This is a genomic window from Thiopseudomonas alkaliphila, from assembly GCF_001267175.1.
In the GTDB taxonomy this organism is placed as follows: domain Bacteria; phylum Pseudomonadota; class Gammaproteobacteria; order Pseudomonadales; family Pseudomonadaceae; genus Oblitimonas; species Oblitimonas alkaliphila.
Map to the genome: position 1 here is coordinate 2428608 of NZ_CP012358.1, position 21250 is coordinate 2449857.

The 21250-nt window shown below is 47.1% G+C and carries 23 protein-coding genes; 22 read left to right on the plus strand and 1 reads right to left on the minus strand.

Features of this window, described 5'->3' with window-relative positions:
• The first annotated feature begins 5 nt into the window (after positions 1 to 5).
• The 22 genes from iscR (at position 6) to AKN87_RS11795 (ending at position 20134) form a co-directional block, all read left to right on the plus strand.
• Complete coding sequence (iscR, locus tag AKN87_RS11690; protein ID WP_053103548.1) at positions 6 to 503, plus strand: Fe-S cluster assembly transcriptional regulator IscR; 498 nt, start codon at positions 6 to 8, stop codon at positions 501 to 503.
• 57 nt (positions 504 to 560) lie between these two features.
• The gene (locus AKN87_RS11695) at positions 561 to 1775 is read left to right on the plus strand and encodes an IscS subfamily cysteine desulfurase (protein ID WP_053101385.1); all 1215 of its coding nucleotides are present in this window, start codon (positions 561 to 563) and stop codon (positions 1773 to 1775) included.
• Between the two features lie 28 nt (positions 1776 to 1803).
• Entirely contained in the window at positions 1804 to 2190 is a 387-nt protein-coding gene (gene iscU, locus AKN87_RS11700; RefSeq protein ID WP_053101386.1) for a Fe-S cluster assembly scaffold IscU, read from the plus strand.
• Positions 2191 to 2201: 11 nt separating this feature from the next.
• Complete coding sequence (gene iscA, locus AKN87_RS11705) at positions 2202 to 2525, plus strand: iron-sulfur cluster assembly protein IscA (protein ID WP_053101387.1); 324 nt, start codon at positions 2202 to 2204, stop codon at positions 2523 to 2525.
• Positions 2526 to 2527: 2 nt separating this feature from the next.
• The gene (gene hscB / locus AKN87_RS11710) at positions 2528 to 3052 is read left to right on the plus strand and encodes a co-chaperone HscB (protein ID WP_053101388.1); all 525 of its coding nucleotides are present in this window, start codon (positions 2528 to 2530) and stop codon (positions 3050 to 3052) included.
• A gap of 38 nt (positions 3053 to 3090) precedes the next feature.
• Positions 3091 to 4953 (plus strand): Fe-S protein assembly chaperone HscA, encoded by a 1863-nt coding sequence (gene hscA / locus AKN87_RS11715; protein WP_053103689.1) that lies wholly within the window; start codon positions 3091 to 3093, stop codon positions 4951 to 4953.
• 4 nt (positions 4954 to 4957) lie between these two features.
• Positions 4958 to 5296, plus strand: coding sequence for an ISC system 2Fe-2S type ferredoxin (fdx, locus tag AKN87_RS11720; protein WP_053101389.1), 339 nt, complete (start codon positions 4958 to 4960; stop codon positions 5294 to 5296).
• A 29-nt stretch (positions 5297 to 5325) separates the two neighbouring features.
• Positions 5326 to 5526: a Fe-S cluster assembly protein IscX gene (iscX, locus tag AKN87_RS11725; RefSeq protein ID WP_096334868.1), complete on the plus strand. Its 201-nt coding sequence runs from the start codon at positions 5326 to 5328 to the stop codon at positions 5524 to 5526.
• 120 nt (positions 5527 to 5646) lie between these two features.
• On the plus strand, positions 5647 to 6078 hold the full coding sequence (gene ndk / locus AKN87_RS11730) for a nucleoside-diphosphate kinase (protein ID WP_053101390.1): 432 nt from the start codon (positions 5647 to 5649) through the stop codon (positions 6076 to 6078).
• Between the two features lie 24 nt (positions 6079 to 6102).
• A complete protein-coding gene (gene rlmN, locus AKN87_RS11735; protein WP_053103549.1) occupies positions 6103 to 7236 on the plus strand; it encodes a 23S rRNA (adenine(2503)-C(2))-methyltransferase RlmN in 1134 nt (377 codons plus the stop codon).
• A 31-nt stretch (positions 7237 to 7267) separates the two neighbouring features.
• Complete coding sequence (pilW, locus tag AKN87_RS11740) at positions 7268 to 8029, plus strand: type IV pilus biogenesis/stability protein PilW (protein WP_053103550.1); 762 nt, start codon at positions 7268 to 7270, stop codon at positions 8027 to 8029.
• Entirely contained in the window at positions 8026 to 8976 is a 951-nt protein-coding gene (locus tag AKN87_RS11745; protein WP_053103551.1) for a RodZ domain-containing protein, read from the plus strand. Before pilW ends, AKN87_RS11745 begins: the two co-directional genes overlap by 4 nt.
• Complete coding sequence (gene ispG / locus AKN87_RS11750; protein WP_053103552.1) at positions 8966 to 10078, plus strand: flavodoxin-dependent (E)-4-hydroxy-3-methylbut-2-enyl-diphosphate synthase; 1113 nt, start codon at positions 8966 to 8968, stop codon at positions 10076 to 10078. Before AKN87_RS11745 ends, ispG begins: the two co-directional genes overlap by 11 nt.
• A gap of 9 nt (positions 10079 to 10087) precedes the next feature.
• A complete protein-coding gene (gene hisS / locus AKN87_RS11755; RefSeq protein ID WP_053101395.1) occupies positions 10088 to 11377 on the plus strand; it encodes a histidine--tRNA ligase in 1290 nt (429 codons plus the stop codon).
• A 24-nt stretch (positions 11378 to 11401) separates the two neighbouring features.
• Positions 11402 to 12052, plus strand: coding sequence for a YfgM family protein (locus AKN87_RS11760; RefSeq protein WP_053101396.1), 651 nt, complete (start codon positions 11402 to 11404; stop codon positions 12050 to 12052).
• 1 nt (position 12053) lies between these two features.
• Positions 12054 to 13196, plus strand: a complete 1143-nt coding sequence (bamB, locus tag AKN87_RS11765; RefSeq protein WP_053103553.1) for an outer membrane protein assembly factor BamB — start codon at positions 12054 to 12056, stop codon at positions 13194 to 13196.
• 80 nt (positions 13197 to 13276) lie between these two features.
• Positions 13277 to 14746, plus strand: a complete 1470-nt coding sequence (gene der, locus AKN87_RS11770; RefSeq protein WP_053101398.1) for a ribosome biogenesis GTPase Der — start codon at positions 13277 to 13279, stop codon at positions 14744 to 14746.
• A 162-nt stretch (positions 14747 to 14908) separates the two neighbouring features.
• A complete protein-coding gene (locus AKN87_RS11775) occupies positions 14909 to 17473 on the plus strand; it encodes a TonB-dependent hemoglobin/transferrin/lactoferrin family receptor (protein WP_053103554.1) in 2565 nt (854 codons plus the stop codon).
• A 110-nt stretch (positions 17474 to 17583) separates the two neighbouring features.
• Positions 17584 to 18156, plus strand: coding sequence for a biliverdin-producing heme oxygenase (locus tag AKN87_RS11780; RefSeq protein ID WP_053103555.1), 573 nt, complete (start codon positions 17584 to 17586; stop codon positions 18154 to 18156).
• Entirely contained in the window at positions 18149 to 18547 is a 399-nt protein-coding gene (locus tag AKN87_RS11785) for a YbaN family protein (RefSeq protein WP_053103556.1), read from the plus strand. The genes AKN87_RS11780 and AKN87_RS11785 overlap by 8 nt, the downstream gene beginning before the upstream one ends.
• A gap of 112 nt (positions 18548 to 18659) precedes the next feature.
• Positions 18660 to 19157, plus strand: a complete 498-nt coding sequence (locus tag AKN87_RS11790) for an RNA polymerase sigma factor (RefSeq protein WP_053103557.1) — start codon at positions 18660 to 18662, stop codon at positions 19155 to 19157.
• Between the two features lie 53 nt (positions 19158 to 19210).
• Positions 19211 to 20134 carry a FecR family protein gene (locus AKN87_RS11795; RefSeq protein WP_053103558.1) on the plus strand — a complete coding sequence of 308 codons (924 nt, stop codon included), beginning with the start codon at positions 19211 to 19213 and terminating at the stop codon, positions 20132 to 20134.
• Here the strand turns inward: AKN87_RS11795 and AKN87_RS11800 are convergent.
• The gene (locus tag AKN87_RS11800; RefSeq protein WP_053103559.1) at positions 20079 to 21170 is read right to left on the minus strand and encodes an AraC family transcriptional regulator; all 1092 of its coding nucleotides are present in this window, start codon (positions 21168 to 21170) and stop codon (positions 20079 to 20081) included. The two genes, AKN87_RS11795 and AKN87_RS11800, sit on opposite strands and share 56 nt — an antisense overlap.
• Between the last annotated feature and the right edge of the window lie 80 nt (positions 21171 to 21250).

Genomic DNA, 21250 nt, shown 5'->3' on the forward strand with positions numbered 1-21250 from the left:
TTGTTATGCGGCTGACCACTAAAGGACGTTATGCAGTAACAGCGATGCTTGATCTGGCAATTAACGCGGGTCAGGGTCCTGTTTCATTGGCTGACATATCCGAGCGTCAAGGCATATCACTGTCTTATCTTGAGCAATTATTTGCTCGACTGCGCCGTAGTAATTTGGTGAGCAGTGTGCGTGGCCCTGGTGGTGGTTATCAGTTGGCGCGCGCCCAGCAAGAGATTCAAGTGGTGCAGGTGATTGATGCGGTTAATGAGTCGGTTGATGCGACACGTTGCCAAGGCCAAGGGGATTGCCATCAAGGTGGTAAGTGTTTAACCCACCACCTGTGGTGTGACCTAAGCCAACAAATTCATGATTTTTTAAGTAACATCAGTTTGGCAGATCTCATGGCACGTAGTGATGTACAAGAGGTTGCTCAGCGCCAAACAAGTCAGGCGGTTTATAAAAAAGAACCAGCCAATACTTTACAAGAAATACGTACCGCTGCTGTTGAGTAATGCATAAGTAAAGCAACCGATACAGCGGGTAGCCAGACTGATTGAGGAGAAGTGCAAATGAAATTACCGATTTACCTAGACTACTCGGCAACTACGCCAGTAGATCCACGCGTAGCAGAGAAGATGATTGCCTGTCTCACCATGGAGGGTAACTTTGGTAATGCGGCTTCTCGTTCGCATATTTACGGCTGGAAAGCCGAAGAGGCAATTGAAGAGGCACGCCGCCAAGTCGCTGATTTAATTCATGCGGATCCGCGTGAGATTGTCTGGACTTCAGGTGCTACCGAGTCGGATAACTTAGCGATCAAAGGTGTGGCACATTTTTATGCCTCTAAAGGTAAGCACATTGTTACCTCAAAAATTGAGCATAAAGCAGTGTTGGATACGTGCCGTCAGCTAGAGCGTGAAGGTTATGAGGTAACCTACATTGATCCTACCGAAGAAGGGATCGTCACGCCCGAAATGGTTGAGCAAGCGCTGCGCGATGACACTATTTTAGTGTCGATTATGCACGTGAACAACGAAGTGGGAACCATCAATGATATCGCCGCAATTGGTGAGCTGACGCGTGCCCGCGGTATCATTTTCCATGTGGACGCTGCTCAGTCAGCTGGTAAAGTTGAAATTAACATGGAAACCATGAAGGTGGACTTGCTGTCCCTTTCAGCGCACAAAATGTATGGCCCCAAAGGTATTGGTGCGCTCTATGTTCGTCGCAAACCACGTATTCGCTTAGAGGCACAAATGCATGGCGGTGGACATGAGCGTGGTATGCGTTCAGGTACTTTAGCTACTCACCAGATTGTCGGAATGGGTGAAGCGTGCCGCATTGCTAAGGCGGAAATGGCTGAAGAAAATGCACGGATGAAACAGTTAAGTGAGCGTTTTTACAGCCATGTAAGTGACATGGAAGAGCTCTACCTGAATGGCAGTCAGACCCAGCGAGTGCCGCATAACTTAAACCTTAGCTTCAACTATGTTGAAGGTGAGTCATTAATTATGGCGTTAAAAGATATGGCCGTGTCTTCAGGTTCAGCCTGTACTTCAGCCTCTTTAGAACCTTCGTATGTATTGCGTGCTTTAGGCCGCAATGACGAGCTAGCACACAGTTCTATTCGTTTCACCTTTGGTCGTTTCACCACCGAAGAGGAAGTAGATCGTGCGGCGAGTCAAATTAAAGAAGCAGTGAATAAACTGCGTGAATTATCACCACTTTGGGATATGCATAAAGACGGCGTAGACCTAAGTCAAGTGGAATGGCAAGCGCATTAATGCGTGCCTATGAGTGAGGAAGAGTAAAATGGCATATAGCGATAAAGTTTTAGATCATTACGAGAACCCACGTAACGTAGGCAAGCTGGATGACAGTGCAGAAAACGTTGGAACCGGCATGGTGGGTGCACCTGCTTGTGGCGATGTGATGCGTTTACAAATTCAAGTGGGTGACAACGGCGTTATTGAAGACGCTAAGTTCAAAACCTACGGCTGTGGTTCAGCCATTGCATCAAGCTCGTTAGCAACCGAATGGATGAAGGGTAAAACCCTTGAGGAAGCAGAGCAGATTAAGAACACCACCATTGCCGAAGAGTTGGCGTTGCCACCAGTGAAAATTCACTGCTCGGTATTGGCTGAGGATGCAATTAAAGCTGCAGTACGTGATTACAAACAGAAAAAAGGCTTAGTCTAAGGAGTGCCCCAATGGCCATTAGCATGACAGAAGCAGCAGCTAGTCATATTCAACGCTCACTGGCTGGGCGTGGAAAAGGATTAGGAATTCGGCTTGGAGTGCGTACAACTGGCTGTTCAGGAATGGCATACGTTTTGGAGTTCGTTGATGAGCTACAAAATGAAGACCAAGTATTTGAAGAGTATGGCGTTAAGGTGATTGTTGATCCTAAAAGCTTAGTGTACTTGGACGGTGTACAGCTCGACTTCGTTAAAGAAGGGCTGAATGAAGGCTTCAAGTTCACCAACCCTAATTCGCGCGGTGAGTGCGGATGCGGCGAAAGCTTTAGTGTTTAATTATGACTGACGCGCCTAACTACTTTGAGCTCTTATCCTTAACGCCTAGTTTTGAAGTGGATCTTTCAAAACTAGGCGCAGATTATCGAGCTCTAGCAAAAACTGTACACCCAGACCGTTTTGTGTCTGCTTCCGATACTGAGCGGCGTGAAGCCTTGGCGAAAGCCGCGAGCTTAAACGATGCTTATCAAACGCTCAAAAATACGACCTCTCGAGCACTGTATTTATTGGCTTTGCAAGGACGTCCTGTCTCCACTGAAACCACTATTCAAGATGGTGAGTTTTTATTTCAGCAGATGCAGTGGCGCGAAGAATTAGAAGATCTCCAAGCATTGGCTAGCTTTGATGCAATTGCTCCCTTTAAGCAGCGTTTAACTCAGGCACGCGCCGAGTTAAATCAGTTGTTCGCTGCAGTTTGGCAAGATCCTGAGCAGTTAGAGCTGGCTGAAAAGTACGCCAGACGCATGCAGTTTTTAGATAAGCTAACAACCGAAATCAGACAGCTTGAAGAGCGTTTGGACGATTAACCTGCACCTGAAGTCGCAGGTGCCTGATGATGAAAGTTATGGCCTTACTACAAATAGCTGAACCAGGACAAAGCCCGCAACCCCACCAACGTAAGTTGGCCGTAGGGATTGATTTGGGTACCACTAACTCGCTCGTTGCTACCGTGCGCAGCGGTGTTGCTGAACCTATCGCTGACCTAGAGGGTAATAAATCACTGGCTTCAGCAGTGCGTTATCACGCGGATCGAGTGGAGGTAGGTGCCAGTGTTCGACAGACTGCGGCGCAAGATCCTTTAAACTCCATTTTATCGGTCAAGCGAATGATGGGGCGAGGGCTGGCCGATATTCAGCAGTTGGGTCAGCAAATGCCCTATGAGTTTACTGCGGGTGACTCTGGTATGCCCTATATTCAGACGGTGCAAGGTGCTAAGAGTCCGGTAGAAGTTTCGGCGCAAATCTTAACGGTGTTACGGCAGCGAGCGGAGCAAGCCTTAGGTGGTGAGCTAGTTGGAGCGGTGATTACCGTGCCAGCTTATTTTGATGACGCTCAGCGTCAAGCTACCAAAGATGCAGCTAAGGTAGCTGGTATTACCGTACTGCGACTATTAAATGAGCCCACTGCCGCGGCGGTGGCTTATGGTTTAGATCAGCAGGCCGAAGGTATTGTGGTGATCTATGACTTGGGCGGCGGCACCTTTGATGTATCTATTTTGCGCTTAACCCAAGGGGTGTTTGAGGTATTAGCCACCGGTGGTGACAGTGCTTTAGGCGGTGATGACTTTGATCACGCTATTGCCAACTGGCTAATTGAGCAAGCCGGAGTCTCAGATGACTTAACGCCCGCTGCCCAGCGCGAACTGTTGCAGCAGGCTTGTGCAGCTAAAGAAGCTTTAACCGAGCAATCGCAAGTAGCCGTAAGTTTTGCTGGCTGGCAGGGTGAATTTTCCCGTGAGCAGCTCAATCTATTACTTGAGCCATTGGTCGCGCGCAGTTTGCGTGCGTGCCGACGGGCAGTGCGCGATGCGCAGATTGAGTTGGATGAAATCAGTAATGTGGTGATGGTGGGGGGTTCCACCCGTGTGCCTTATGTCCGTCAGCAAGTCGGTGAGCAATTTGCTTGCGAGCCGTTAACCTCGATTGATCCAGACCAGGTAGTAGCTATTGGTGCCGCAAGGCAAGCTGATGCGCTAGTGGGAAATCAACAGGGTGATGAGTTGCTGTTGTTGGATGTGATTCCATTGTCCCTTGGTTTAGAAACCATGGGTGATCTGATGGAAAAAGTAATTCCACGCAATAGCACTATTCCGATTGCCCGAGCACAAGAATTTACGACCGCCAAAGATGGGCAAACAGCGATGATGATCCATGTGGTTCAAGGGGAGCGTGAGCTGGTAAGTGATTGTCGCTCCTTGGCACGTTTTGAGCTACGTGGTATTCCGCCGATGGTAGCGGGCGCAGCAAAAATTCGCGTAACCTTTCAGGTAGATGCCGATGGTTTGCTCAGCGTGAGTGCGCGCGAAGTGAACTCTGGAGTAGAAGCTAGCATTGAAGTTAAGCCTTCTTATGGTCTAGGTGATGATGAAGTGGCCCGTATGCTTCAAGAATCATTTGAGTTTGCTGAAGCCGATAAACAGCAACGCGCATTGCGTGAGTTTGTGGTTGATGCCGAGCGTTTAATTGATGCGGTACAGGTGGCGTTAGCCGCTGATGGTGAGGCGCTATTAGCGCCAACTGAACAAGCAGAGATTGAGCAGGCCATCAGCAAGTTACAGCAGGCGGTTAGGCAAGCAGATGCTGGAGCGATTCAGGCGGCAACTCAGTACTTATCCAAAGCCACTGACGAATTTGCTGCCCGCCGTTTAGATCGTACCGTAAAAGCTGCCTTAACCGGTCGACAGTTAACTGAACTAGAGAGTGATTAGACAGATGCCACAGATTATATTTTTACCCCATGAAGAACTCTGTCCTGAGGGAATGGTGGTTGACGCTAACCCAGGTGAAACAGTAATAGAAGCCGCTCTACGTAACGGGATTGAGATTGAGCACGCGTGCGAAATGTCCTGTGCCTGCACCACTTGCCATGTGATTATTCGTGAAGGTTTTGCCAGCATGGAAGAGTCTGATGAGTTAGAGGACGATATGCTGGATAAGGCCTGGGGATTAGAGCCTGACTCGCGTTTGTCGTGTCAGGCGGTGGTTGCTGATACAGATTTAACCGTGGAAATTCCAAAGTACACCATTAACCAGGTGTCTGAGCGCCAATAAGGCCAGTTTAGCGTTGAGGAGAAAAGGCTATGGGACTGAAATGGGTTGATGTGCAAGAAATCGCCATCCAGTTAAGTGATCTGCATGAAGAGATTGATCCGCGTTACATTAACTTTGTGAAGCTGCGTCAGCTAGTGCTAGAACTACCAGAGTTTGAGGATGATCCTGAGCGCAGTGGCGAGCGGGTATTAGAGGCAATTCAGGCGGCCTGGATCGAAGAGCTGGACTAATTTTCCCCAGTTAATCGGTTAAATTGTATAAAGCCTTTGCGTACCCTACGCATTTATCTTGAACCCGCGTATAATTCGCGGGTTCACTTTTTGTGTCCTATTTTATTTGGAGTTTTAACAATGGCAGTTCAACGCACTTTTTCTATCATTAAGCCTGACGCAGTTGCTAAAAACGTGATTGGTGAAATCACCACGCGTTTTGAGAAAGCGGGCTTACGTGTAGTGGCATCAAAAATGGTTCAGCTCTCTGAGCGCGAAGCGGGTGGTTTCTACGCTGAGCACAAAGAGCGTCCTTTCTATGGTGACCTCGTTAAGTTCATGACTTCAGGTCCGGTTATTGTGCAAGTATTAGAAGGCGAAAACGCGATTGCCAAAAACCGTGAATTAATGGGTGCGACTAACCCTAAAGAAGCAGAAGCGGGCACTATTCGTGCAGATTTTGCTGAATCAATCGATGAGAACGCAGTACACGGTTCAGACTCAGAAGCGTCTGCAGCCCGTGAAATTGCTTTCTTCTTCGCTGAAATTGAACAGTGCGATCGCATTCGTTAATTTTAGTTAAGTAGAGATGAATCCATGACATTAGCAACACAGCAGAAAACCAACTTATTGGGCTTAACTAAGCCGCAAATGGAAGCGTTTTTTGAATCCATTGGTGAGAAGCGTTTTCGCGCCGGTCAAGTAATGAAGTGGATTCATCACTTTGGCGTCGATAACTTCGACGACATGAGCAACATCAGTAAGGTGTTGCGCGATAAGTTAAAACAAACAGCGATCATTCAGGGACCTGAGATCGTTAGCCAAGATATTTCCGCAGATGGCACCCGCAAGTGGGTGATTCGGGTGGCTTCAGGTAGCTGCGTGGAAACTGTGTATATTCCGCAGGCAGGGCGCGGCACTTTATGTGTGTCTTCCCAAGCTGGTTGCGCCTTGGATTGCAGTTTTTGCTCTACCGGTAAACAAGGTTTTAATAGTGACCTAACCGCCGCAGAAATTATTGGTCAGGTATGGGTGGCTAATAAGTCTTTTGAAGGCTCCATACCTGCTACTGTTGATCGAGCCATTACTAACGTAGTGATGATGGGCATGGGCGAGCCCTTATTAAACTTTGATAATGTCGTATCAGCCATGACACTGATGATGGATGATCTTGGCTATGGCATTTCTAAGCGCAAAGTGACTTTATCTACCTCGGGGGTGGCTCCGATGATTGATCAGTTAGGTGAAGTAACTGATGTTGCTTTAGCCTTATCGTTGCATGCGCCGAATGACGAGTTGCGCAATCAGTTAGTACCGATTAATAAAAAATATCCATTGGCGGTAGTGCTGGATGCGTGTAAGCGCTATATGGATAAGTTAGGCGAAAAGCGTTACCTGACTATTGAATACACGCTATTAAAAGATGTGAATGATTTACCTGAGCATGCCGAGCAAATGATTCAACTGCTGCGTCATGTGCCTTGTAAAATTAACTTAATTCCTTTTAATCCTTTCCCTCACTCGGGTTATGAGCGTCCAAGTAATAATAGTATTCACCGCTTTAAAGAACTATTAATCCAAGCGGGTTATAACGTGACGGTGCGCTTAACCCGTGGCGAAGATATTGATGCTGCTTGTGGTCAGTTAGTGGGTAATGTACAAGATAGGACCCGCAGAAGTGAGCGCTATATTGCTATACGCCAAGTAAACTCAGAACTAGAAGAAGTATAGTACTAACCAGCAGGCAAGTAAGGGAGAGGTGATGAAGATGCGCATAGTTTTCTCGATAATATTTGCTACTTTATACTTAACGGCTTGCGTATCTTCAGGAAGTGAAAGTCCCCTTAAGTCAAGCGAGGGTAAAGAGCAGGCAGTTAATGCTTATGTGCAGCTTGCCATTGGCTATTTGCAAGATGGTTTACCTGAGCAGGCTAAAAGGCCTTTACAAAAAGCATTGGAAATAGATCCTAAAAATGCTCATGTTAACGGCACTTTGGCCTATGTTTTTCAGCATGAAATGGAGTTTGAGCTAGCTGAACAATACTATCTTAAAGCTATTGCTCAAGAGCGCAGCTCTCGCACTCTAAATAATTACGGTAGTTTTTTATACGAGCGCAAAGAGTATGCTAAAGCTTATCAACAGTTTACCGAAGCGGCTAAAGACACTATGTATGCTGAGCGGTCAAGGGTCTTTGAAAATTTAGGATTAACTGCCTCTAAATTAGGCAAGAGCAGTGAGGCAAAATATTATTTTGAGCGTTCATTGCGTTTAAATCCAGAGCAGCCAAGAGCCTCTTTAGAATTGGCGAGCTTATTGTTTGAACAGCAGCAATATGTGGCGGCACAAAAAAACTATGAAAACTTTCAACGGCTTGGTGAACACACTCCGCAAAGCTTAGTACTAGGTATTCGTTTAGCGCATATTTTTAACGACTCCAGTCAGGCTGCCAATTTAGAGTCACAGTTGCAACGCCTATATCCTGTATCGACAGAGTATAGGCAATATCAGCGAGAGCATTTATGAGTGAAGTTGAGCAGCAAGTCATTGCTGGCCCAGGCAATACTTTAAAAACAGCACGTGAGACTCGGGGCTTAAGTTTAAAAGAAGCTGCCGAGCGTTTGCGTTTAACTCCGCAAGTCATTATCGATTTAGAAGCGGATGATTACACGAATTTAGCCAAGGTTTATTCCCGTGGATACCTGCGTACTTATGCGCAGTTTTTGCAGTTAGATGTTGCCGCTTTACTTGAGGCCCATGATCGTATTCAACAGCAAGCAGGGCCAACAGTGCAGCGGGTGAAAGTCATTCAAACGTTACCCGATGAGTCCAAGCTGTCGTGGAAATTGATGCGTTTTAGTGTGTTAGCGTTAATTTTATTGCTGCTTGGTTTGGTTTTGTTTTGGTGGTTTGAGCAAGATCGTAAGGAGCAGGCGCTGAACACTGCACCTAACGCATTACAGCAAGTGGAAATTCAGGGCTTAGATGGCAGCAGTGAAATTCACTCATTCCAAGCCCCGCTTGCAGAAACTCAAGTGTCTACGGTGGAGCCGGAACCAACTGAGTCAGCGGATATTGAATCAGAGTCGCCCTCTTCAGAGCCACATGCAGCAGAGATAGCAGAAAGCGAACCAGGCAGTGAGACTGCTGCAGTGGCAACAGAACAGGCTGAGCCGGTGCTGGATGAAGCAGTGGCGTTACCGGTGTTAGCTGAAGGACATGGGCAATTTGTGGCAGAATTTAGTGGCGAGTGCTGGTTAAGTGTGACCGATGCTAAAGGGAAAGTACTGTACTCAGGTACCAAGCGTGCTGGTGAACAATTAGAGGTAACAGGGTATGCACCCTTAGCGGTGCGCATTGGGTTAACTAGCTCAATCGCTAAAGCGACTTACAATGGCGAGCACATTGACTTTAGTCATTATGGCAATGGTAAGACCGCTAGACTGAAATTGGGGCAAGAACATGCACGGTGAAAATCCGATTAAACGTCGTCAATCACGCAAGATTATGGTGGGAAATGTTGCCGTTGGTGGTGATGCACCGATTAGCGTGCAAAGCATGACCAACACTGAAACCTGTGATGTAGCAGCGACAGTGGCGCAGATTAAACGCTTAGAGCAAGCCGGAGCGGATATTGTCAGGGTTTCGGTGCCGACTATGGAAGCTGCTGAAGCCTTTGGCAAAATTAAGCTACAAAGCGCGGTGCCTTTAGTAGCTGATATTCATTTTGATTATAAAATTGCTCTGCGAGTGGCTGAACTAGGTGTTGATTGCTTACGCATTAATCCGGGCAATATTGGCCGTGAAGACCGAGTGAAAGCCGTGGTAGAAGCAGCGCGAGATCGCGGCATTCCAATTCGAATTGGGGTTAATGCTGGATCTTTAGAAAAAGATTTACAAAAAAAATATGGCGAGCCAACGCCTGATGCGCTGGTTGAATCAGCATTGCGGCATGTGGAGCACTTAGATCGGTTAAACTTTCCTGATTTTAAAGTCAGTGTAAAAGCCTCGGATGTATTTATGGCCGTTGAGGCCTATCGTAAACTGGCGCAGCAAATCGAGCAGCCATTGCATTTAGGTATTACCGAAGCCGGTGGACTGCGCTCAGGTACCGTGAAATCAGCGGTTGGCTTAGGCATGTTACTGGCTGAAGGCATTGGTGATACCTTGCGTATTTCTTTGGCTGCAGACCCAGTAGAAGAAATTAAAGTTGGCTTTGATATTTTAAAATCACTGAAGTTACGTAGCCGTGGAATTAACTTTATTGCTTGTCCGAGCTGCTCACGGCAAAACTTTGATGTGGTGAAAACCATGAATGAGCTGGAAGCCCGTCTGGATGATTTATTAGTGCCGTTAGACGTTGCAGTGATTGGCTGTGTGGTAAATGGGCCAGGCGAAGCTAAAGAGGCTGATATAGGCCTGACGGGTGGCTCGCCAAACTTGGTTTATATTGATGGTAAACCGGTTAGTAAATTAAATAATGAGCAGTTGGTGGATCAGCTCGAGCAAACGATCCGTCAGCAAGCAGCCGCGAAATTGGCTGCGAACGCTAATCTTATCGCGCGAAGTAAATAAGGATTCCTAGTGAGTAAAGCGTTGCAAGCCATTCGTGGCATGAATGATATTCTCCCAGAGCAAACTCCGGTTTGGCGTTATTTTGAGCAAACCGTAGCGGATTTATTAGATAGTTATGGCTATCGTCAAATTCGTATGCCGATTGTAGAGTTTACTGAGTTGTTTAAACGCTCGATTGGTGAAGTGACTGATATTGTTGAAAAAGAAATGTACACTTTTGCCGATCGCAACGGTGATTCCTTAACCTTGCGTCCAGAAGGCACAGCCAGCTGTGGCAGGGCGGTAATGGAACATGGCTTAATTAATAACGGGCAAGTGCAAAAGTTATGGTATATCGGCCAGATGTTCCGTCACGAACGACCACAAAAAGGCCGCTATCGTCAGTTCCACCAAATTGGAGTTGAAGCTTTTAACCTACCGGGGCCTGACATTGATGCTGAGCTAATTATTCTAACTTGGCGGTTATGGAAGCAATTAGGTATTCAAGAGGTGGTTACTCTTGAACTCAATAGCCTAGGTACAGCAGAAGCTCGTGCGGTGTATCGTAAAGCGCTGGTTGAATACCTAGAGCAGCATTTTGATCAGTTGGATGAAGACAGTCAGCGCCGCTTAAGCACTAATCCATTACGCGTGCTCGATAGCAAAAATGCACAAACCCAAGCGTTATTAGAAAACGCACCCAAGCTGGATCAGTATTTGGATCAAGAGTCGGTTGAGCACTTTAACGGAGTCAAAGCGCGCTTAGATGCAGCGGGCGTGCCCTATGTAATTAACGCTAAGTTGGTGCGTGGACTCGATTACTACGGTAAAACAGTGTTTGAGTGGGTAACCACTGAATTAGGCGCTCAGGGTACGGTGTGTGCCGGCGGACGTTATGACGGGTTAATTGAACAACTTGGTGGTAAACCGACCACGGGTGTTGGTTTTGCCATGGGCATTGAGCGCTTAATTCTATTACTGGAAACATTGGATAAAATTCCAGCCAGTTTAGCTCGTACGGTGGATGTGTTTGTTTGTGCATTTGGTGAACAAGCTGAGTTGCAAGCGCTGAATTTAGTTGAGGCTTTACGCGATCAACAGCCGCAGCTACGGATTCTAGTAAATGCCGGCGGCGGTAGCTTTAAAAGCCAGTTTAAAAAAGCCGATCGCAGTGGTGCATTATATGCGTTAGTGCTGGGTGAAGATGAGTGCACGCAGCAAGTGGTGGCGATTAAACCGCTACGCACAGAGGGCGAGCAAATTAGCGTTCCGTGGGATCAGTTGTCTGAGTATTTAACTCAACAGTTTTCCTCTCATTAATTGAATTAAAATAGGAGTATCGGCGTGTCTGATCGTACTGAAGAAGAACAAATAGCGCTGATTAAAGACTGGTGGAAGCGCAATGGCACCTCATTAGTAGTGGGAGTATGTGCTGCAGTTTGTTTAGTCGTAGGCTGGAATTTTTGGCAAAACTCACAAACTACGCAGGCGCAAAATGCATCGGCATTGTACCTAAGCTTGTTAGAAAACTCGTTAAATACAAAAGATGCGGTTGATATTAGCGAGGCAACTAGTATCGTGGGTGAGTTGCGCACAACCGCTAAAGGAACCCATGCTCAGCAATATGCTGAGCTGATTTTAGCTAAACTTGCGGTTGAAGAAGATCGCCTTGAAGAAGCGGCGCAGATTTTAGCGCCTGTGGTTGAGAAGCCTGCTGACTCTATTACTGGTGAGTTAGCGCGTCAACGTTTAGCACGAGTATTAAGTGCTCAAGAAAAATACGAAGAAGCTTTGGCGTTATTTAATAGTCAAGCACCGGAAGCTTTTTTAGCTACCCGTGAAGAAGTGCGTGGAGACATTTTGGTGATGGCAAATCGTCTTGAGGAAGCGTATACCGCTTACGATAATGCACGCAAAGCATTGAGTAACTCTGCAGCAGAAAGTGCTTTATTAATGAAACTTGATGATCTGCCAGCCCCCAATAAGGATGCTTAATATGAAGTTATCACATAGTTTAGCTGTACTGGCGTTGTCATTATTGGCGGTCGGATGTAGTAGCACTGGCAGTAAAGAGTTGCCGCCATTAGCCTTGCAAAAAATCCAGCAGGAAGTGGGCTTAAAAACCGAATGGTCACGTTCGGTGGGTGTTGGGCAAGGTAAACTGTGGAATAATCTAACACCAGCAGCTGAAGGTGATACGCTCTTTGTTGCTGATGCTAAGGGTCTAGTGCAATCGTTAGATCGCTTTACTGGTAAAAGTAAGTGGCAAACTAAGCTGAAGAGCGATATTTCAGGTGCTGTCGGGGTTGGCTATGGCATGGTGCTGTTAGCCGCATTGGATGGCAGCATTATTGCTTTAGATAGCCAGACTGGTGAACAGCACTGGATCAGTCAGATTGATAGTGAGGTATTAAGTGCCCCTGCTATTAATGGGGATGTAGTAGTGGTACAAACCCAGGACGATCGCCTTATTGCTTTAGATGCCTATGATGGTCGTCAGCGTTGGGTATATGACAATACTCCTGCACTTTTAACTTTACGTGGTACCAGTGCGCCAATTATTACGGATCAAGTGGTATTTGCCGGATTATCTACCGGTAAAGTGATTGCCGTAGATACCGAGCGTGGTTTACCTATTTGGGAGCAAAGGGTCGCTATTCCTAGTGGTCGCACTGAGCTTGAGCGTATGGTCGATGTAGATGGTGATTTGTTACTGAATGACGGCATTTTATATGTTGCTAGCTACCAAGGGCGTTTAGCCGGTCTTGATGCACAAAGTGGCCAGGTGTTGTGGCAGCGTGATGCCTCTAGCTATGTGGGACTTGCCGAAGGCTACGGTAATGCTTATGCCAGTTTGGCCGATGGCCGTGTAGAGGCAGTAGATCAACGCTCATCGGTAGTGCTTTGGAGTAATGAAGATCTATTACGTCGTCAACTATCAGCGCCTGCCACCTTAGCTAGCTATATTGCTGTAGGTGACTTAGAAGGTTATTTGCATCTATTAAGCCAAGTAGATGGTCGTTTTGTTGCACGCACCCGAGTTGACTCCAAAGGGTTGCGTGCACAACCCTTAGTCGTAGGTGATTGGATTTATGCTTATGGTAATGGCGGCAAGCTTGTCGCATTAACCATTAAGTAGTAGGTACGCCTGTATTGTGAGCCGCTATCTAATTGTTGGTAGCGGCTTTTTGTTTTTTTGATTTATCGCTGGAGGAACTCATGGTTCCTGTAATTGCTTTGGTAGGCCGACCGAATGTTGGCAAATCAACCCTCTTCAACCGCCTAACCAGAACCCGCGATGCCATTGTTGGTGATATTCCAGGTTTAACCCGTGATCGTCAGTATGGCGACGCTAAGTGGCAAGGTCGTAGTTTTATTCTGATTGATACCGGAGGTATTTCCGGTGATGAAGAAGGCATTGACGCCAAAATGGCTGCTCAGTCGCTGCAGGCGATTGAAGAGGCTGATGCAGTCTTTTTCTTGGTCGATGCCCGCGATGGTTTGTGCGTGGCTGATGAGTATATCGCGGAACATTTGCGCAAACGCAATAAGCAAACCTTTGTTGTAGTGAACAAGGTCGATAGCTTAGATGAGGAAGTGGCGCGAGCGGAATTTAGCCCATTAGGCTTGGGTGATTCATTTGCGATTGCGGCTGCCCATGGCCGTGGGATTAATCCGTTAATGCAGCATGTCATTGGCCATGTTCAGGAAGAAGAACCTGAAGTAACCGATGCAGAGTTAGCCGCAGTTGAACAAGGTCAAGAGCTGGCTAGAATTCCAGGTCCTGATGAGAAAGATGGGATTAAAATTGCCATCATTGGTCGCCCTAACGTGGGTAAGTCCACCTTAGTGAACCGCATGCTCGGTGAAGAGCGCGTGGTGGTGTATGACCAACCCGGTACCACTCGCGACAGTATTTATATTCCCTTTGAGCGTGACGACGAAAAATACACCCTGATTGATACCGCAGGGGTGCGCCGCCGCGGCAAGATTCATGAAGAGGCGGAAAAGTTCTCGGTAGTGAAAACCTTGCAAGCCATTAAAGATGCCAACGTGGTGATCTTTGTTATGGATGCCCGCGAAGGGGTGGTTGAACATGATCTCAGCCTCGTTGGCTTTGCTTTAGAGGCAGGGCGTGCGATTGTAGTCGCGTTAAATAAATGGGATGGCATGCAACCGAGCGAGCGCGATTATGTAAAAACCGAATTAGAGCGTCGACTGTACTTTTTAAACTTTGCTGATATCCACTTTATTTCGGCGCTGCATGGGACAGGCGTAGGGCACTTATATCAGTCGGTGCAAGCGGCGTTTAAGTCAGCCATCACTCGCTGGCCAACTAACCGCTTAACGCAAATTTTAGAAGATGCAGTGCAAGAGCATCAGCCACCGATGGTGAATGGCCGCCGTATTAAATTACGCTATGCCCACTTAGGTGGCGCTAACCCGCCGTTAATTGTGATTCATGGTAATCAAGTAGATGGTGTGCCTAAAAGCTATACCCGCTATTTAGAGAATACATATCGTAAAGTGCTTAAGTTGGTAGGGACGCCGATTCGTATTGAATACAAGGGCGGTAGTAACCCTTACGAAGATAAGAAAAACAAGCTCAGCGAGCGGCAAGTGAATAAGAAAAAACGGTTGCTGGCGCGGAAAAAAGAAATGGAAAAAAGAAAGAAGAATAAGCGTTAAGCCATCGCTAAACTGGCTGTTCATACCCGCTCAGTTATTCAAGACTGTGCGGGTTTTTTATTTCTAGCAGAGTTTTTGTTAAACAAATTTACTGTTTCGATTGAACTTTACGTCTTACATGCGAGTGATTCTTATTACTGGATATGGTAGGACCTATTGTTCATGCTTTCTAATTTCAACAAAACGATATTAGCCGTAGCGCTACAAACTTCCTTGATCTTAACTGTTGTGGTGACCCCCAGTTCATTGCTGGCGGCCGCTGAGACTACTGCAGTACAAGCGGCAAGTAAGCGCCAAGACTTTGCTATAACCGGCCTAAGTCTCGATCAGGCCTTGCTTCAATTTGCCGAGCAGGCAAGGCTACAGCTGTTATTTAAACCCAGTGCTTATCGGCACTGGCCAGCTCCAAAGGTGATAGGAAAATTCACAGCAGAACAAGCGCTGGAGCAATTAATCAAAGGTTTACCGGTGCATTATCAATGGCTCAGCGAGCGCCAATTGCGCATGAGTACAAAGCCCGTGGCAACCCTTAGTTTAGCTACAGAGCAGGTAGTAGCCGAAGCGTTAGACGCGAGCGATACTCAGCAGATTACCCATTCAGCAACTGACTTAACTCGTTTAGCCATTCAAGATGAGCGTGATTTAGTGCGTCTAAGCACCGGAGTGAGCGTGGTAGAGGGTGGTCGTAGCGGTAGTAATGGCTACGCTATTCGTGGGGTGGATGCGGATCGGGTGGCAATTACAGTAGATGGCGTACCCCAAGCTGAAAGCTTTGCTCCCGATGTATATCAAGGTTACGGTTACTTTAATGGCACCCGTAATACCACGGAGCTAGAAAATATCCAGCAGGTAGTGATTAGTAAAGGCGCTGATTCACTGAGTGTGGGCAGTGGTGGGATTGGTGGAGCGGTGCAGTTTCGTACCAAAAACGTAGCCGATTTTATTCGGCCTGAGCAGAATTTTGGCTTGCTGGCAAAAGTGGGTTATTCCTCTAAAAATGCTGAATGGCGACAGGTTGCGGGGGGCGCTGTACGTCAGGATAACACTGGGGCATTGCTGCAATATACCAAGCGCCAAGGACATCAGCTCAAGCACTTCGGCGGTGGCTTTAATGGCTATGGCGCAGAGCGTGAACGACCTGATCCCCAGGATACAAAAAGTGAGTCTTGGCTTGCTAAAGTTGAGCATTGCATAACGGCTACACAGTGCTTGGATATCGGTTATGAACAGCGAAAACAACAGGCTGACACTCAAGAAAAATCCTACTCAAAAGTATTTGGCTCACTGCGAACGGCCCAAGACTCATCGCCGTATCAGCGCTGGAGTGCAGGCTATACTTGGCTGCTTGATGACTACGGTGTAGATGAATTTAACGTGCGCTACGCCAAGCAAAAAATTGAACAGCATTCGGTGACCAAAAACTATTGGGAAACCGATCCCAGCCATGCTTATCAAATTTATGACCGCATTATTTATCAAGATCGTGATCAAGTGGATGTGGGCCTAAAGAGCCAAGAGGTTGCGTTAGGTAATACAAGCCATCAATTGGCAATGGATGTGCAGTATGCAAAGAATCAGTTTACTAATGAAAACCACGACACCACGCAGCTAAAAGGCAGCAAGGTGTCGGTCATGAGCTACAACATTATTCATCCGGTTAAAACCACTGATATTAATCTTCGCCTGCAAGACAGTATTCAGTTCAATCAGGACTGGTCTGGCTTTGTTGGGCTACGTTACGACCGTTATCAACATCAGCCGCAATTAGATTCGATGCGCTCATTGCACCTGCGGGAAACCCGAGCCTTAGAGGAGAAAACCTTTTCCGCCGTTACTTGGAATGCCGGACTAAATGTTCAGCTAACCGATAATCTGGCATTGCAATATAAAGTAGGCACCGGTTTTCGTGCACCTAAAGCGGCTGAAATGTATTTTGAATACACCTCGCCACCGAGCTTTATTGATGCCAACCCTGACTTAAAAGCAGAACATGCGATGAATCATGAGTTGTCATTGACGTTTAATGGCGATTTAGGTCAGGCCACGGTCAGTGGTTTTATTAGCCGTTATAAAGACTTTATTGAAGAACGTCACCAAACCCAGTGGGGCAAAAACCCATGGTTTGGACATCCTTTAGTGCCCAATGCCCAAGAGTTTCGAGAAGAGGATCATTTTCAATTCGTGAACATTGATCGCGCAACCGTGAAGGGAATTGAATTTAATGGTCGGCTCTATTTAGATCAGCTGTGGTCAGCATTGTCACAAGGGGCTGAGGCACGCTTAAGCTTTACCCAAGCCCAGGGGCGCTTAAAAGGCGGTGATGGCATGCGCGCCTTGCAGCCCTTTAAGTTAGTCAGTGGAGTAGGTTTTAATGCGCCCAGCCAAAACTGGGGCATTCATTATGATCTGAGCTATTTTGCCGGCAAAAGAAAACGTGATACTCAGCAAACCACTAATGATTGGCGCGGCGAAATTAAGCACTATGCAAAATACTTAAATCAGTCAGCTTATGTTTCTGATGTACGTGGCTACTGGCATGTGACGGATAACTTCACCCTCAGCGGTGGGGTATATAACCTGTTTAATAAAAAATACAGCACTTGGGATAGCCTACGTTCGATTCCTGAATTTGGCACCACCAATATGATTGGTTGGCAGGATAAAGGCTTGCATCGCTTTACCGCGCCAGGTCGAAACTTTGCAGTAGTTATGGAGGCGCGTTATTAATTAAGGCCTGCAGAGGTGTGTGAGTAAATCGTGAAGCAATAATTTTTACTGCTTATTGAGATTGATTCGTCTTTAGCTTTGAAGTCTTAATTATTTATCAGGTAGCTATCATGACCTCTGCATTATTGTCTCAACGTTTAAACACTGCGACCGATTCTCCACATCAGCAATTAGATGCCAAAGTAAAAAGCTATCAACCCTTTGATAACTTAGAAAACTTTGCTCACTTTGCCGCTACGCAATACCTGTATCAGCAAGATATTGATCAACTGTATCAAGATGCAGAGTTAGCTGCGCTCATTCCCAACTTAGCGCAGCGTAGTCGATTAGAGGCCGCGCGCTTAGATTTACAAGATTTAAAGCGCGAATTACCAACGAATGACAACTTAACGCTTAATAAACAATGGTGCTTGCCTGAAGCCTTGGCGTGGTTATTTGTGTCTGAGGGTTCTAAGCTCGGGGCTGCTTTTTTGTATAAGCGAGTGGTGCCCATGGGCTTATCTGAAAGCTTTGGCGCGCGTCATTTAGCTGAGCCAGAAGGTGGGCGAGCCCAGAACTGGAAAAGTTTTGTCAGTGCCCTAGACGCTATTGAATTGACGGCAGAGCAAGTACAGCAAGCCGAGCAAGCAGCGGTGGCAGCGTTTCAGCGATTTGCGGCGTTATTGGAGCAAACCTTTGCTTAAATCGTGGTTCAGTTTACGTTGGCTATATTTAGTTCTGGCCTGGCTAAGCATTGGCTTAGCAGGCCTTGGGGTAATGTTACCAGGGTTACCGACCACCGAGTTTGTGTTATTGGCTGCGTACTTTGCCTCCAAAAGCTCACCTAAACTTAGCCGTTGGCTACAGCAGCATCGATTGTTTGGCCCGTTACTGCGTGATTGGCAGAACGGTGGAGTGATTCGCCACAAAACCAAGTGGTTCGCTACTGGCTCCATGCTGCTGTCATTTACGTTGCTTTGCTGCACCGTTCAACATTGGCCATCCGTTTTGATCATGGGCTTAGGGATGGGGGCTGGCGCAGTGTGGATGTGGTCACGACCTACAGTAGCGCCTAGTAAAAAATCAGCTGAGTAGTAGCTAAAACGCACAAAATAAACGATAATCATTATCGTTTGAGTGTTACTGATCAGCGGCACTGTTTAAGTCGGTATGAGTTCTGAATCATCGATAAGAAGGAAAGCTAAGCTTGGCCAAGTTTGATTTAACCCGCTTGTTTACTAAGCATGCCTCGAATTTACAGCGCTCATTACAGCATAAAACCCAAGACTCTCAGCTAGCCGCGGACTTGATGCAAGAAAGTTTTGTGCGCTTAGCCGAGCAGCAACAGAAACAAGTGATTCATAATGCCCCTGGTTTTTTATACCGAGTAGCGAATAACTTACTGATGGACTATTTTCGTCAACACAGTCGGCAAAAAACCGACTGTACAGAGCCTATGCACTTACATCAGCTGTTAGATGAACGCTGTGATGTGCCCGAGCAATTAGCCGCCAGTCAAGAGCTAGAGCGAATTCAACAAGCCTTAAGTGAGCTGCCTTTACGCACCCAGCAGATTTTTCAGTTAGCTCGCCTTGATGGTTTAAGCTATCAGGAAATTGCAGCACAACTAAAGGTCTCAGAAAGCACAGTGCAAAAGCACTTAGCCTCAGCACTAACCTATCTGCTAGCGCGTAGCCACAGGTAAACTAGCAGCCACTTTAGCTAGACCTTGGTGGGCAAACAGGAAATGCATTATTTATGACTGAACCGCTACCACAAGGCGTACAGCAGCAAGCTGCGCGGTGGGTAATTTTACAGCAACAGCCTAACTTTTCGGCCACCGAGCAGCAGCACTTAGTGCAGTGGTTAGCCGAGCATCCACAGCATCGGCAGGCGTATCAGCAGGCACTGCAGTTGTGGCAAAAGGCTGCGGCGTTACCGACTAATCCAAAGTTAAATCTAGCGCCACGGAAGCGTCTATGGCCACGGGCACTGGCAGTGGCTGCTGGTGTGTTGTTAGTGGTTGGTTTGAGTTGGCATCAAGAGTTATTGATCCGCCTGCAGGCGGATCAATACAGTGCGCAAGCTATTCAGCAAGTGCACTTGGCTGATGGCAGCCAGGTGCTGCTTGATGCCCAAAGTGCAATTAGCATCAATTATTCACCCCAACGGCGGCAGATTAAATTACTGAAAGGGGCGGCTACCTTTTATGTTGAGCCGAACAATGCCCCTTTTCAGGTACAGGTGCAGCAGACAGAAATTCAAGCTTTAGGCACGGTATTTATGGTGCGTCAAACTGCCCAGCATACTCAGGTGGCAGCGCTTGAGCATTCGGTGGCAGTGAATTTGCCAAAACTAGGGCAACAATTACAGCTGGATCAGGGGCAAAGCCTTCAGGTGGCCGCTAATGGACAGCAAATCAGTTCTATTCAGCCACTGGCGAGCCAGCACGCAGATTGGCAGCAAGGCTATTTGGTGTTTAATCAGCAGCCCTTAGCTGAGGTGGTGCAGCGAGTGGCTAGCTATTGCCCCTATCAGTTGTTACTCATCAATGGGGAAAAAGCTAAGCAGCAGGTCAGTGCAGTGCTGCAAATTGATCAGTTAGAGCAGGGGCTGAGCGAGTTAGTCAATCAGTTTGAGCTGCAACGTTATCAGCTGCCTGGTATGACTGTGCTGCGTTAGTGCTGAGTTTATGCCGACGATATTCGCCAGGCGTGAACTTGCTCCAGCGTTTAAACGCTCTCTGAAAGGCTTCCGGTGAAGTAAAACCGAGCAGCCAAGCAATTTCACTAAAGCTTAGGGGGGTATCAGCGATATAGCTGCTAGCTAAGGCATAGCGAGTTTGCTGCAGCAGTTGATTAAACTGCGTGTGCTCAGCGGCTAGGCGTCGACGCAAGGTCCAGCTAGGTAAGTTTAATAGCGCGGCAATCTCTTCTAAAGTAGGCTCGCCTTGCTTGAGGTGGGCAGCAATCAGGCTAATGACTTGTTCGGTCAAACTGGTTTGTTTGGTGAGCTGCTGTAGGCGTTGGCGACACAGCAGTAGCAATTCTTGCCAGGTGTGAGGGCAGTGTTTGGGGTTACTGAGACTTAGGCTGTGCTGTGACAAACGCAGTTGATTAGTCGCTTGGGCAAAGTGCACCGGTGCTGCAAAATGCTCGACATAACAGGCGCTGTAGTTTGGTGCAGGGTATTCAATCGCAATCTGTTCGGCATGTACCGGTTGTTGGGCAATTAATGTTAAGTGCTGTAGCCAGCTACTGAGCACTGACTCCACCACAAAGCGGTTGTAATCATTGTAAGGGCTGATTGAGTAAAACCTTAGCCATGCGCCTTGTGCATCTTCAATCAGCTGGCTTTGGCCGCGATAATTTTGCGCATACAGCGGCTCAAACTCAGTTAAGCAGCGAGCGGCGGCTCTTAAATTAGGGGCTTGAGCAGCACAGACACCGGCTAAACCAAAGTGTTCTGGGGCACTGAAGAGACCCATCAATAAACCAAAATCAGCACGCTGCGCCAGTGTGGTCGCGGCATGCCCTAAGCGCATATAACGCGCAATCGATAGTCGGCCATGGGCTTGGTTTAACTGTGGCTTATCCAGTTCGAACTGCTCAAATAAAGCTTTAGGTGATATCCCTAAGCTGCTTAATGCTTGTTGAATACTTTGGGTAAAGCCAACGGATAGTGTGCCGAGGCGAACTTTAAGCTGCTGTGCTGTCATTTTTGGTTATTAGATTGTTACTTTTAATCATTGAGAAGCCTAGTCTAGCTGATTATGGTAAGACTATCCGATGTTTAGTG